Origin of the sequence: Chelativorans multitrophicus, from assembly GCF_011317445.1 — a bacterium.
GTDB lineage: Bacteria > Pseudomonadota > Alphaproteobacteria > Rhizobiales > Rhizobiaceae > Chelativorans > Chelativorans multitrophicus.
The window spans coordinates 414,898-428,392 of the sequence record NZ_JAAAPL010000001.1; the positions used below are offsets into that span (position 1 = coordinate 414,898).

Here is a 13,495-nt window from a genome sequence, read left to right on the forward strand (position 1 = left end):
TCTGGCGCAAATTTCGCGCAATAAGGCTGGCTCCTGAGCAGCCATGAAATGTGAGAACCACCATGCAACCCCATCGCCTTCGCCCTCTCTTTCTCGCCAGTCTTCTGGTTACAGTGAGTTCCTCCCATGTCTTCGCTGTCGAGGCGCAGGCTGTCGGAGAACGCCTAAAAGCGCTGCTTTCGAAGCAGGGGATCGAATTCACCTACACAGATGCTCGCATGGACGGGAATGATGTGGCGCTCAGCGGGACCGCTGTGAAGGGCCCGGAAGGTGGAGACGGTCTCGACCTTGGCGAACTCACGCTGGAAGATGTGACGGAAGAGCCGGACGGAACATACCGGGTCGGCAGATTGGCGCTCGACGCCTTCGAGCAGCAGGAAGGCGATCTGACGATCTCCATGGAGGAGGCAACGATTGAAGGATTGGTGCTGCCAAGGGACGAGGCGTCCGATCCGTTCGGCGGATTCATGCGTTACGACCATGCGGCAGTGGCTCGCATCGATGTGGAGAACGAAGACGGCCCTCTCGCCACCGTCGAAAATCTCGTCGCTGACCTGACGATCGCCGATGACAACAGCGCGGTGGATTTCAACGGGACGGCGGAGTCCTTCAGCCTCAATCTTCAGGCGATGGTCGAAAGCGGCAATGCAGCCGGCCTGCTGGAGGATATCGGCTATCAGCAGATCACCGGCAGCGCGTCCATGGAGGGGCGCTGGCAGCCTTCGGACGGGCGTCTGACGCTTTCCCGCTACGAAGCGGTCATCGATGATGCCGGAACGCTAAGCTTCCTGTTCGATCTCAGCGGCTATACGCCGCAATTCATCCAGGCGGCCGCCGAGATTGCCAAGGAGATGGACCAGTCTCGGGGCGATCAGCAGCAGGCGGCACAAGGCATGGCCATGCTGGGGCTCCTGCAGCAGCTCACTTTCCATGGGACGGCGATCCGCTTCACCGACAATTCGCTCACTGGCAAATTGCTTGACTACCAGGCAGAACAAATGGGCAGCACGCCCGATGCGCTGATCGGACAAGCCAAGGCCATCATTCCGGCGCAGCTCGGCCCCTATCTCGGCGCTGAGGCCGCCGAATCGGTGGCCGAGGCAGTCGGCACCTTCCTGGAGAACCCGGAAAACATCGAAATCAGTGCAAAACCGGAAAACCCGGTGCCGTTGGCGATGCTGGCCGCAGCCGCGATGGCCTCGCCGGAAATGCTCGTGAAGCAGATCGGGCTCGCGGTGAAGGCAAACCAGTAGCGCCCGTTCGGACGAGCCTGCGGATTTCTCAAACCGCAGGCTGTCCGCTCAATCCTGCTTCGGCGCGAGCCGGATGTGCAGCTCGCGGAGCTGCTGCGGAGTGGCTTCCGAAGGCGCCCCCATCAGCAGGTCCATCGCCTGCTGGTTCATGGGGAACATCGTGATCTCGCGCAGGTTCTTGGCCCCCCTGAGCAGCATGACGATGCGATCGATGCCCGCCGCCATGCCGCCATGGGGCGGCGCGCCATACTGGAAAGCACGGTATAGGCCGCCGAAGCGCTCCTCCACCATCTGCCGGTCGAAGCCCGCAACCTCGAAAGCCTTCACCATCAGTTCGGGCATGTGGTTGCGGATGCCGCCAGACGCAATTTCGAAGCCGTTGCAGACCAAGTCGTACTGAAAGGCTTTGATCGACAATGGCTCCTGGTTTTCCAACGCCTCCATGCCGCCCTGCGGCATGGAAAAGGGGTTGTGGCCGAACTCGATGCGCTTCTCGTCCTCGTTCCACTCGTAAAACGGGAAGTCGACAATCCAGGCGAGTTCGAAACGATCACGGTCGACAAGGTTCAGTTCTTCGCCGGCGCGCGTACGCGCGGCGCCCGCGAAGGCCACGAATTTCTTGGGATCGCCCGCGACGAAGAAACAGGCATCCCCATCACCGAGACCAAGCTGGGTGCGGATCGCGTCCGTGCGCTCCGGGCCGATATTCTTGGCGATCGGACCAGCGCCTTCGAGCGTATCGCCCTCCTTGCGCCAGAAGATGTAGCCGAGGCCCGGTTGCCCCTCCCCTTGCGCCCAGGAGTTCATCCGGTCGCAGAATGCACGGCTTCCGCCGGTCTTTGCGGGAATGGCCCAGACTTCCGCTTTCGGGTCATTTGCCAGGATATTGGCAAAAACCTTGAAGCCGGAACCGCGGAAATGCTCCGAAACCTCCTCCATCACGATCGGGTTGCGCAGGTCCGGCTTGTCGGAGCCATATTTGCGCATCGCCTCGTCATAGGGAATGCGCGGGAGTTTCTGCGTGACCGGCTTGCCCTCGGCGAACGCCTCGAAGATCCCGCGCATCACGGGCTCCATCGTGGAGAACACATCCTCCTGCGTGACGAAGCTCATCTCCAGGTCGAGCTGGTAAAACTCGCCCGGAAGGCGATCGGCGCGCGGATCCTCATCGCGGAAGCAGGGCGCGATCTGGAAATAGCGATCGAAACCGGAGACCATGATGAGCTGCTTATAGATCTGCGGCGCCTGCGGCAGCGCGTAGAACTTGCCCTGATGAAGCCGCGAAGGAACCAGAAAGTCGCGGGCTCCCTCAGGCGATGAGGCGGTCAGGATGGGCGTCGAGAATTCGGTGAAGCCGGATTCCGCCATCCGCTTGCGCATTTCCGCGATGATCTTCGTGCGGGCGAGGATGTTCCGGTGCAGCGTCTCGCGGCGGAGATCCAGAAAGCGGTATTTGAGGCGGATGTCCTCCGGGTAGTCCGGCTCGCCGAAGACCGGCAGCGGGAGCTCCTTGGCCTGACTCAGCACCTCGATCTCGCGGGCGAAAACCTCCACACCGCCAGTGGCCAGATTCGGGTTGACCGTTTCCGGCGTGCGTGCCTTGACCTCACCGTCAACGCGGATCACCCACTCGCTACGCAGCTTCTCGGCCGTGCTGAATGAGGGCGAATCCGGGTCGGCGACAATCTGCGTGATGCCGTAATGATCACGCAGGTCGATGAAGAGCAGACCCCCATGATCGCGCACGCGGTGGACCCAGCCGGATAGCCGGACGGTCCCGCCCACATCCGATGGCCTCAGTTCTTCGCAGGTGTGGCTGCGGTAACGGTGCATTATTTCGATTCCGTATCCTGAAAGGGTGACCGGAAGCGGGCCCGATTGCCCGTCCAAAAACCGCGCGAAAAGCGCATGTGCGCCCACTTTTGTCAAGGCGCAGAAGCCATTCTCCGCCACATCTGGCAGACGAGGCAAGAAAGCTGTAGGGAATTCTTCACATTTGCGCCGCCAGCGCCTAAAGAAGATGCATGGACCTGATCAAATCGCGCTCAGAGCTGGAAAATGCGGTCGCCGCGCTCGAGAACTCCGATTTCGTCACTGTTGACACTGAGTTCATCCGCGAAACCACATTCTGGCCGGAGCTGTGCCTCATCCAAATGGCCGCCCCCGGTGTCACGGCGCTGGTGGATCCGCTAGCCGATGGAATGGATCTTGCCCCGTTCTTCCGTCTCATGGGGAACGAGCAGGTCGTCAAAGTTTTCCACGCCGCGCGGCAGGATATCGAAATCATCTACAATCGCGGCGGCCTCATTCCCCACCCCATCTTCGACACGCAGGTTGCCGCAATGGTGTGCGGGTTCGGGGACAGCATCTCCTACGACCAACTCGTGCTCAGGATCACTGGCGAGCACATCGACAAGACGTCCCGCTTCACCGATTGGCGGCACCGGCCCCTGTCGGAGAAACAGCTTCGCTACGCCCTGGCGGATGTCACGCATCTCATCCCTGTTTATGCGCATCTGACAACCGAGCTCCAGCGCGGAGGGCGCGAGGGGTGGCTGAAGGAGGAGATGGATGTCCTGACGGCGCGGGAGACCTATGACCCGCACCCGGACGACGCCTGGAAACGGCTCAAGATGCGCGCGCGCAAGCCCGTCGAACTGGCTATCCTCCAGCGCATCGCCGCCTGGCGCGAGCGCGAAGCACGTGAGCGCAACGTGCCGCGCGGCCGCATTATGAAGGACGATGCCCTCTACGAGGTGGCCCAGCAGCAGCCTCGGGACATCGCGGCCTTGAGTCGCCTTAGAGCGGTTCCCAGGGGCTGGGAACGTTCGGGCTCTGCAGCCGCCTTGCTCAAAGCGGTGAACGACGCGCTGGCGCTGCCGAAGGAGGCACTGCCAAAACTGCCGAGGCCGCATCACGCGCCGGAGGGAGCAGCGGCCGCGGCGGAGCTCATCAAGGTGCTGCTCAAGCTCGTGGCGGAGAAGGAAGGCGTGGCTCCCAAAATGCTCGCTTCCACCGACGACATCGAAAAGATCGCGGCTGAAGGCGAGAAGGCCCAGGTTCCGGCGCTTCATGGCTGGCGCCGCGAGGTTTTCGGCGAAGAGGCGCTCAAGCTCCTGCGCGGGGAGATCGCACTGCGCTTCGCCAACCGTCGCATTGAAACCTTCGCGCCCGCGGACCAGATGCGCAGCGCGGCGGAATAGCTAGTCTTTCGCCACCTTCAGCACGAGGCTCTTGCCCGTGAGCTTGGCCAGCTGCGCCATGCGGCCTTGCGGTCGTTCGCCCATCAGGCTGGCACAGTCCCGCGGAATGAGGAGTGCCAAGGATCCGTCGGTCCCTTTTTCCCATTTGAGCCGCGGAATGACACCCGGCATGGAAGCCGAGAGCAGATAAACCACACGCATCAAGCCGCCGAGAAGGCGCGCCCGCTCGGCGTAAAGAGGCGTGGCAAGCTTGCGCATCTCCGGTGAAAGCGCATCATCAAACAGCCCTTCGTGGCGAAACAGGCTGGTGAGCGCGATAAAAGCGCGACCGGGATGATCGATGCCGATAAAGGAGCCATGGGCTATGATATTGAGGGACTGGGTGCCACGATATTCCGGATGCGCGCGCCAGCCGATATCCGCCAGCAGGCAGGCGGCGCGACGATAACGCGCCTCGACTTCAGTCTCATCGATGCCGAGTGCGGCGAATGCCTCTCCTGTCCATTCGGCCAGTTCATGGACGTGGGTGAAGGAGCGTGAGCGCAAAAGCGCCAGTTCCTCCGCCGCGGAAATCAACGGGTCGGCTGCCTGATCCTCCTTGGAAAGAAGAGAATAGAGATAACCTTCGCGCACGCCATTGGCAGAGATGATGATCTTTGACGGATTGGCGGCGTGGATGATTTCCAAAAGCACCGTCGCTCCATAGGGAAGCAAGGCCCTGCGGCTTTTCGAGACGCTTTCGATCCCCCGCATATTCTCGATATCGCCACGTGCGACACGCTTCAGGAAAGCAGTGGAGCCGGCTGGGTCCATTTCGTAGTTGTGCATAACCTCAAGCGGATAATGCGAGGTGCACATGTGGAGCCGAGCGAGGTTTCGCCAGGTACCGCCAACGCAGTAGAAGGCCCGGCCCTGCCCACCGTCGAGCCACGAGGCGCGCGCGATCTCCTGGCGCACGATATCAGATGCCGCCGTCAACGACGCGCCCGCCATGTCGCGAAGCCTGAGACCGCCCAATGGCAGGGTGATACCCTCGCCGATGCAGTGGTCCTTCACATCGACCAGTTCGAGGCTGCCCCCGCCCAGGTCTCCCACGATGCCATCAGCCTTATAGAAGGCGGAAATTACGCCGAGCGCCGAATAATAGGCCTCCTCGCGACCGGACAAGACTTTGATGCTGGTCCCCAGGATCTCCTCGGCACGGCGAATGAAGTCCGGGCCGTTCTTCGCCTCACGGGCGGCGGCCGTTGCCACCACATGCAAAGATTGGGCGCCTGCCTGATCGGAAAGCGCACGGAAGCGGCGGAATTCCTCCACTGCGCGGCTCACGCCCTCAGGATCGAGTTCCCCGGTGGTGACGATCCTCCGCCCCAGGCCGGCGAGCATCTTTTCGTTGAACAGGACGGTCGGCGCGCGTGCGATCCCCTCATAAATCACAAGCCGGATGGAGTTCGAGCCGATATCGATGACCGAAACGGGACGCCGGTCCTGAAGCCGACCTTGCGAAGTCTTAATGCCCACGCTGTTAGCCGACGGCTACAGCCTTTTTTCGCCGCTTGAAGGCGGCGATCCGCTTTGGCGCATGAGACTTCAAAGCTTCTCCTCGACCCGACAGGCTGGGATTGGTCATGAAATACTCCTGGGCGTTGAATGCTTCCTCACCCTCCTCAGGCATCATCCGCCGGGAGGTACCGTCAGGCAATACTTCGAAACTTTGCTGGTTGTCCATGATATTGCCCAGCATGATCTGACCCAAAACCTGCTCATGCACAGTCGGGTTCGTGATCGGCACCATGCACTCCACCCTGCGGTCGAGATTGCGCGGCATGATGTCAGCCGACGAAATGTACACGACCGCTTCGTCCGACGGCAGGCCGTGACCATTTCCAAAGCAATAAATGCGGCTATGCTCCAGGAACCGCCCGACAATGGATTTCACGCGGATGTTTTCAGAGAGCCCCGTTACCTGAGGACGCAGGCAGCATATGCCGCGCACCACCAGATCGATCTCCACGCCCGCTCGGCTTGCCCAGTATAAGGCATCGATAACCTGCGGATCGACAAGCGCGTTCATCTTCATCCAGATCTGCGCAGGCCTGCCGGCTTTCGCATGCTCGATCTCGGCCCGAATATGCTCCAGAATCCTGTCCCTCAGCGTGAAGGGAGAAACGGCAAGCTTCATTTTCACGTCCGGCTCGGCATAGCCGGTGATGAAATTGAAGACCTTGGCCACATCGTGAGCGATGACCGGATCGTCGGTGAAAAACGACAGATCCGTATAGATCCGCGCCGTAATCGGATGATAATTGCCCGTGCCTAGATGAACATAGCTCCGCAAGCGGCCATCTTCCCGGCGCACCACAAGCGACATCTTGGCGTGTGTCTTGAGTTCCAAAAAGCCGAATACGACCTGCACGCCGGCACGCTCCAGATCGCGCGCCCAGCGGATATTGGCCTCCTCGTCGAAGCGGGCCTTAAGCTCCACCAACGCCGTCACGGACTTGCCCGCCTCCGAGGCGTCGATCAACGCGCGCACGATGGGGCTGTCATTGGAGGTGCGATAGAGCGTCTGCTTGATCGCCACAACATCCGGGTCCTGCGCGGCCTGACGCAGAAACTGCACCACCACGTCGAAGGATTCGTAGGGGTGGTGGACGATCATATCCTTTTCGCGGATGGCGGCGAAGCAATCCCCGCCATGCTCGCGGATGCGCTCAGGGAAACGCGGATTGTAGGGCTGGAATTTGAGGTCGTCCCTGGAGAGCCTGACGATCTCCGAAATCTGATTGATCGCAAGCGGCCGCTCCAGCACGCTGATGCGCGATCCCGGCACTCCCAGTTGCGTCGCCACGAAACCACGCAAATCCTCCGGCATCGAGCGCTCGAACTCAATCCGGATCACGGAGCCACGGCGCCTGCGCTTCAGTGCCGTTTCGAAAAAGCGGACAAGGTCCTCGGCCTCCTCCTCCACCTCGATATCGCTGTCGCGGATAATGCGGAAGGTGCCGGAGCCGTTCACCTTATAGCCCGGAAAGAGCTTGCCGGTGAACATCTCCACCACGTCTTCCAGCGCGATGAAGCGCACGCGCCTCGGCCGCTCGGGCAAGGCGATGAAGCGCTGGAGTGTCACCGGCAGGCGCAACAGCGCCGTCATGGTCTCCTTATTCGACAGGTGCTGCAGGTCGAGCGCTATCGAGAAGCCGAGATTGGGGATGAAGGGAAACGGGTGCGCCGGGTCGATGGAAAGCGGCGTTAGCACCGGGTAGATCTCATCCATAAAATGCTGCTCGACCCAGGCACGGTCTTCCCGGGACAAGGCGCCCGGCCCGACGATCTCGATCCCCTGCTTCTTCATCAGCTCCAGAAGATGAGCGAAACTTTGCTGCTGCTCGATCTGCAGCCGGCTCACCTCACGCAGGATATGCTCCAGCTGCTCTTCGGGCGTGCGGCCATCCGCGCTCTTTTCGAGGATGCCCTGACGAACCTGGCCGGCAAGTCCCGCCACTCGGACCATAAAGAACTCGTCGAGATTGTCGGCCGAGATAGAAAGAAAGCGAACGCGCTCCAGAAGCGGGTGGCTGGGGTTCTGTGATTCCTCAAGCACACGGCGATTGAACTGCAGCCATGAAAACTCGCGGTTGACGAAGCGATCCGGGCTCGTGAGCGCAATCTGCCCCTCGCCTTCCGGCACTTTGGGAAATTCAGTTTTAACCGGCTTTAACTCGTTCATGGCGTTCCGCTGCTCCACCCATGCGGTCTTCTCCCGCGACACATAATGTGTTGCCAGCATTTTACGACAGTTTCATATCACAGAATGCTTCACGCTTCCCTTTTCTCCCGCAGCCCCGAAGCTCCGTGGAACAATGGTCGCAAAATGCGGGCCAGGAGAGGCAAAATTCTAGGAACTGCCGTCAAAGCACCGCTTGCAAAGACGGCAATTATGCCTACAAACCCAGCGCGACAGCTTTGAAGCGCCTGCGGAGATTATCATGGCCGGCCACGCGACACCGCATTTTCACAACACCAATGGATACCCGTCGATCGAGATCGGCGCCAAGGAATTCATGTGCGTCGGAGCCAAGCCGCCTTTCGACCATCCGCATGTCTTCCTCGATATGGGCGATGACAACGAGCGCGTCTGCCCCTATTGCTCCACGCTCTATCGCTACAACCCGGCCCTGAAGGGCGAGGAAAGCGTGCCGGCCGACTGTCTCTACACCTCAGAGGTGGCGTGATCCAAAAGGCGGCGGATGACCGTAAGGTTCTTGTCGCCGGCGCAGGCATTGCCGGGTTGACGGCTGCCCTCGCCTTTGCCGCCAAGGGGTTTTCCGTCGTCGTCTTCGAACGTGCGGAGAAGCTGGAGGAAGTGGGCGCGGGCCTGCAGCTTTCGCCCAATGCAACCCGCATCCTGCACAGCCTTGGCGTGCTGGATGATCTGGAGCGATATGCCGTCCGGCCGGAGGCGATCCTTCTCAAGGATGCGGCAAATCTTTCCATCCAGGCGAAAGTGCCGCTTGGATCTGCTGCCGAAATGCGCTGGCGCGCGCCCTATCTGGTCATACACCGGGCAGACCTGCAACGCGTGCTCGTTGAAAGGGTCCAGCAGATACCGGAAGTCACCCTCAGGACGGGCGCAGAGCTGCGCGACGCGCATTTCCGTCCCGGTGGCGTAACCGCTCTGGTGCAGGAACAGGAAAGGCAGCACGAGGTTGAAGGCGATCTCCTGGTGGGCGCCGATGGCGTCTGGTCTGGACTGCGGCAGCTAACCGGCGGCAAGCCCAGCAATTTCACCGGCTACGTGGCCTATCGCGCCGTGATTTCTCATCCAATCAAAGCGGTGCTGGCACCCAACGCGGTCACGGCTTTCCTCTCCCCCGATTTTCACCTTATCTCCTATCCCCTGCGCGGCGGTGCCGTAACCAATCTGGTTTTGGTGGCCCGCGGCGAGGAGGTCGGGCGCGGCTGGGCGAATGCCGCCGACACGGACCACCTTTTGGGGAAGACAGTGAAAGCTGCCCCCGCCCTCTCGGCGTTAATCCGGGAGGCCGGCGCCTGGACCGCCTGGCCGATACATGAAGTGCAGAGCGAAAGCCGCTGGATTGATCCGCGCGGGTTGGCCCTCATCGGCGATGCCGCGCACGCGCTAAGCCCATATGCGGCACAGGGCGCGGCAATGGCTATCGAGGATGCCGCCACGCTCGCAGCTCTCGTGGCGGGCGGCAATCAGCCGGCCGCACTTGCCGCTTTCGAGCACCGGCGGAAACGGCGCATGCTGCGCGTGGCAAGACGCGGCGAGTTCAACCGCTTTGTCTGGCACGCTGGCGGCCTGATCGCCCGCGCCCGCAACCTCGTGCTGCGGCTCAAGAGCGAAAGCAGCCTGGCTGCCGATCTGGACTGGCTTTACGGATATGATGCCCTCAGGCAGCAATAATGGCCGCCGTCTGCTCCGAAACGCCTGAGCCCTCAAAGAAGCCTGCTTCAGTGAAGGATTTGTGAGAGGAACAGTTTCGTGCGCTCGTGTTGAGGGTGTTCGAAAAACTGTTCCGGGGTATTCTGTTCGACGATTTGCCCCTGATCCATGAAAATCACGCGGTTTGCCACCTGGCGAGCAAAGCCCATCTCATGCGTGACGCAGATCATGGTCATGCCTTCCTGCGCCAGGTCCACCATCGTGTCGAGCACCTCCTTGATCATTTCGGGGTCGAGGGCAGAGGTGGGCTCGTCGAAGAGCATGATGCGCGGGTTCATGCAAAGCGCGCGCGCAATCGCGACACGCTGCTGCTGCCCTCCTGAAAGCTGTCCTGGATATTTGTTCGCCTGCTCTGGAATGCGCACGCGCGTCAGATAGTGCATGGCGGCCTCTTCCGCCTCCCTGCGCGGAATTTTGCGCACCCAGATCGGCGCCAGCGTGCAGTTTTCGAGGATCGTCAGATGCGGGAACAGGTTGAAGTGCTGAAAAACCATGCCCACCTCGCGGCGCACCTCGTCGATCTTCTTCAAATCATTGGTGAGTTCGATGCCATCGACGACAATCTTGCCCTTCTGATGGTCCTCGAGCCTGTTGATGCAGCGGATCATCGTTGATTTGCCTGAACCGGACGGTCCGCAGACCACGATACGTTCGCCCCGCATCACTTTGAGATTTATGTCGCGAAGCACGTGAAAGTCGCCGTACCACTTGTGCATTCCGACAATCTCGATCGCGACCTCCGTGTCCGAAACCTTGAGCTTGGAAGGGTCTAACTGGATGCCCTCGGCAGCGGTGAGATTTTCAGCCGACATCGTGTTCTCCCTCATCTTTTGTGACCGGTGTCGAACCGGCGTTCCATGAACATAGAGTAGCGCGACATGCCGAAGCAGAAGAGCCAATAGACGAAACCTGCAAATACGAGGCCCGTCGCTGCGGTTGTCGGCGTGATCCAGTTCGGATCCGAGAAGCCGCGGCGCACTGTTCCCAGAAGATCGGCAAGGCCGATGATGTAAACGAGGCTCGTGTCCTTGAAGAGGCCGATAAAGGTATTCACTATCCCCGGTATCACGAGCTTGATCGCCTGCGGCATGATCACGAGCCGCATCATCTGCCAATAGCCGAGGCCCAGCGCCTCCGCGCCTTCATACTGGCCCTTCGGAATAGCCTGCAGCCCCCCGCGAATGACCTCCGCCATATAGGCCGCGGAGAAGATCGCGACGCCGATCAGTGCCCTGAGCAACTGGTTGAAGGTCACGCCCTCCGGCAGAAGCAGCGGGATCATGAAAGCCGACATGAAGAGAACGGTAATCAGGGGAACACCGCGCCAGAACTCGATGAAGATGATCGAGAAGAGCCGCACGGCGGGAAGATGCGAGCGCCTGCCCAGCGCCAGCAGGATGCCGAGCGGCAGCGAGGCGGCGATTCCGGTAAGCGCCACCACCAAGGTAAGCATCAGCCCGCCCCACTGACTTGTGGGAACATGCTGGAGACCGAAATCAGCAGCAAGCACCGCTATCAAAACCGCCGATAGGAGCGGCGGCGCAAGAACCCGCAGGGGCGAAGCATGGCGCGGCTCTCCCGCGCGGAGTGCCGAAAGGATGCTCGCCGCGATGGAGCCGATCGCCAGCAGGAAAGCGAGAAGCGAAAGGGTGGAGAAACGGAAATCCAGAAGCGTCACTCGACCGCTCGAAACGAAATTTGCGGCCAGGAGCACGACCAGCGCGAGCAGTGCGAGACTGCCCGCCGTCTTCAACAGGTTCGGTGATGCCTTCACATTGCCGGCAGCCAATACACGCGAGGCGAAGGCAGCCAGGGTGAAAAGAAATGCCACCCATCCACCATTGATCCCGATATTGCCGCCGGTAAGCAGAACCAGCGCCACAAAAGGAAGCACGAGTACGAGCAGAACGGCGTTCAGCCTTTTGAAGGGGGCAGTCGGGATCGCAAGAGGCAACATCAGGGCGACGAGAAGGATAAAGACAAGATCCACACGCCAGCGCTGCGACAAAGGATAAATTCCGTAGAGGAATTGACCAAGCTTGGCGCGAACGAACGCCCAGCACGCGCCAACTTCCCCGCCCTCGGTCGCCAGGCAGGCCTCCCGATTGCCACCCGTGAAAACCGCTGCTGAAATTCCCCATTGGATAAGCCGCCAGGCTGCCCAGGCGGTGAAGAGCCCCAGCACGATGGTGATCACTGAATCGAGCGGGGTGGCAAAAAGGTTTTTCCTGAAAGTGGCCACGATGCCGAATTCGCTCGGAGGCGGCGGCAGCGGCTGTTTCTGCTCACGGGCGACATAGGCTGCTACCTGTTCTTCCATCGCGCGGCCCCCTATCGCTCCACAAGCGCCACGCGGGCGTTGAACCAGTTCATGAAGGCCGCGGTGGCGACGCTCAGCCCCAGATAGACAACCATCCAGATCGCCACGACCTCCACGGACTGGCCGGTCTGGTTCAATACGGTCGAGCCGACCGCGACGAGTTCGGGATAGCCGACCGCCAGACCGAGCGAGGAATTCTTGGTCAGGTTGAGATATTGGCTCGTCAGTGGCGGGATCACGACACGGAAGGCCTGCGGGACAACAACGAGCCTAAGCGATTGCCGCCGCGTGAGCCCCAGCGCCGATGCTGCTTCCGTCTGCCCTCTGGAAACGGCCAGAATGCCGGCGCGGATAATCTCCGCGATAAAAGCGGCGGTGTAGAAGGAGAGCGCCAGGAAAAGCGACAGGAATTCCGGCCTGATCTGCCATCCGCCCACCAGGTTGAAACGCGTTGCTTGAGGCGCCTCGAAGCTGACAGGCAGGCCGGTGACCACAAAAACGATCAGCGGCAACCCGAAGATAAGGCCGAGAACCGGCCACAGAATCGATTGCCGCTCACCCGTCCGCATCTGGCGAAGCTTATTCCGCCGCGACAGGAGGACTGCAGCGGCGATACCGAGTGCGAAGGCGGCAAGCGTCCACACCGCCAGCGGCTCAAACCGCGCGGCAGGCATCTGCAGGCCACGGTTTGAGAGATATGCACCGAATGGCAGTTCCAGCGCTTCCCTCGGCAATGGCAGCACGGAAAGGACGCCGAAATACCAGAACAGGATCACCAGAAGCGGCGGCACGTTGCGGAACGTCTCGACATAAATGGTGCTCAGGCCCCGCACGAGATAATTGCGCGACAGGCGGCCGATGCCGATGACGAAACCAACGATCGTGGCAAGCACGATACCGGCCCCCGCGACAATCACGGTGTTGGTGATGCCCACCAGCAATGCGCGCCCATAACTGGAATTGGCGGAATAAGCGATCGGCACTTGCCCGATATCGAAACCGGCGCGGGCGGAAAGAAAGTCGAATCCGGAGGCGATATTCGCGCGCGTTAGGTTGTTCACCGTATTGTTGATGAGCCATGCGGCAAAGGCCAAAATGGCGATGATCAACACGGTCTGGATAATGAGGCCACGCGTTCTGGGGTTTCGCATGAGCCCTATGCGCTCATGCGACAACGAAATACTCGAGGTATCGATCGTCATGCGATTTGCCTACGCCGAGTCGTGAGCCATCCAAAAGAAACGGCGGC

10 protein-coding genes are annotated in these 13,495 nt (G+C 60.8%); 4 read left to right on the forward strand and 6 right to left on the reverse strand.

The features are described 5' to 3' along the window. Nucleotides 1-62 precede the first annotated feature (62 nt). Complete coding sequence (locus GNP00_RS02135) at nt 63-1,253, forward strand: AsmA family protein (protein ID WP_011580462.1); 1,191 nt, start codon at nt 63-65, stop codon at nt 1,251-1,253. A gap of 48 nt (nt 1,254-1,301) precedes the next feature. Here the strand turns inward: GNP00_RS02135 and aspS are convergent, their stop codons facing one another. Further along, on the reverse strand, nt 1,302-3,086 hold the full coding sequence (gene aspS, locus GNP00_RS02140) for an aspartate--tRNA ligase (protein ID WP_011580461.1): 1,785 nt from the start codon (nt 3,084-3,086) through the stop codon (nt 1,302-1,304). A 191-nt stretch (nt 3,087-3,277) separates the two neighbouring features. Between aspS and rnd the strand changes: the two genes are divergently transcribed. Then, nucleotides 3,278-4,456, forward strand: coding sequence for a ribonuclease D (gene rnd, locus GNP00_RS02145; RefSeq protein ID WP_011580460.1), 1,179 nt, complete (start codon nt 3,278-3,280; stop codon nt 4,454-4,456). Here the strand turns inward: rnd and ppx are convergent, their stop codons facing one another. Then, complete coding sequence (ppx, locus tag GNP00_RS02150) at nt 4,457-5,977, reverse strand: exopolyphosphatase (RefSeq protein WP_011580459.1); 1,521 nt, start codon at nt 5,975-5,977, stop codon at nt 4,457-4,459. Nucleotides 5,978-5,981: 4 nt separating this feature from the next. Continuing rightward, nucleotides 5,982-8,186 (reverse strand): RNA degradosome polyphosphate kinase, encoded by a 2,205-nt coding sequence (locus GNP00_RS02155; protein ID WP_041545213.1) that lies wholly within the window; start codon nt 8,184-8,186, stop codon nt 5,982-5,984. 259 nt (nt 8,187-8,445) lie between these two features. Here GNP00_RS02155 and GNP00_RS02160 point away from each other — a divergent pair, with 259 nt between their 5' ends. Together GNP00_RS02160 and GNP00_RS02165 are read left to right on the forward strand one after the other, a co-directional pair. Beyond that, nucleotides 8,446-8,691 (forward strand): zinc-finger domain-containing protein, encoded by a 246-nt coding sequence (locus tag GNP00_RS02160; RefSeq protein ID WP_011580457.1) that lies wholly within the window; start codon nt 8,446-8,448, stop codon nt 8,689-8,691. After that, a complete protein-coding gene (locus GNP00_RS02165; protein ID WP_011580456.1) occupies nt 8,688-9,887 on the forward strand; it encodes an FAD-dependent monooxygenase in 1,200 nt (399 codons plus the stop codon). The genes GNP00_RS02160 and GNP00_RS02165 overlap by 4 nt, the downstream gene beginning before the upstream one ends. 47 nt (nt 9,888-9,934) lie before the next feature. Here the strand turns inward: GNP00_RS02165 and GNP00_RS02170 are convergent, their stop codons facing one another. From GNP00_RS02170 to GNP00_RS02180, 3 genes are read right to left on the reverse strand one after another with little or no spacing between them, the layout of a single operon-like run. Next, on the reverse strand, nt 9,935-10,738 hold the full coding sequence (locus tag GNP00_RS02170) for an amino acid ABC transporter ATP-binding protein (RefSeq protein ID WP_011580455.1): 804 nt from the start codon (nt 10,736-10,738) through the stop codon (nt 9,935-9,937). An 11-nt stretch (nt 10,739-10,749) separates the two neighbouring features. After that, entirely contained in the window at nt 10,750-12,246 is a 1,497-nt protein-coding gene (locus GNP00_RS02175) for an amino acid ABC transporter permease (protein WP_011580454.1), read from the reverse strand. Between the two features lie 11 nt (nt 12,247-12,257). Further along, on the reverse strand, nt 12,258-13,448 hold the full coding sequence (locus GNP00_RS02180; protein ID WP_011580453.1) for an amino acid ABC transporter permease: 1,191 nt from the start codon (nt 13,446-13,448) through the stop codon (nt 12,258-12,260). Nucleotides 13,449-13,495 lie beyond the last annotated feature (47 nt).

Bases quoted from the DNA above. Each gene is read 5' to 3' on its own strand.
- GNP00_RS02135 (WP_011580462.1), top strand. From the start codon at position 63: ATGCAACCCCATCGCCTTCGCCCTCTCTTTCTCGCCAGTCTTCTGGTT.
- aspS (WP_011580461.1), bottom strand. From the start codon at position 3,086: ATGCACCGTTACCGCAGCCACACCTGCGAAGAACTGAGGCCATCGGAT.
- rnd (WP_011580460.1), top strand. From the start codon at position 3,278: ATGGACCTGATCAAATCGCGCTCAGAGCTGGAAAATGCGGTCGCCGCG.
- GNP00_RS02155 (WP_041545213.1), bottom strand. From the start codon at position 8,186: ATGAACGAGTTAAAGCCGGTTAAAACTGAATTTCCCAAAGTGCCGGAA.
- GNP00_RS02160 (WP_011580457.1), top strand. From the start codon at position 8,446: ATGGCCGGCCACGCGACACCGCATTTTCACAACACCAATGGATACCCG.
- GNP00_RS02170 (WP_011580455.1), bottom strand. From the start codon at position 10,738: ATGTCGGCTGAAAATCTCACCGCTGCCGAGGGCATCCAGTTAGACCCT.
- GNP00_RS02175 (WP_011580454.1), bottom strand. From the start codon at position 12,246: ATGGAAGAACAGGTAGCAGCCTATGTCGCCCGTGAGCAGAAACAGCCG.
- GNP00_RS02180 (WP_011580453.1), bottom strand. From the start codon at position 13,448: ATGACGATCGATACCTCGAGTATTTCGTTGTCGCATGAGCGCATAGGG.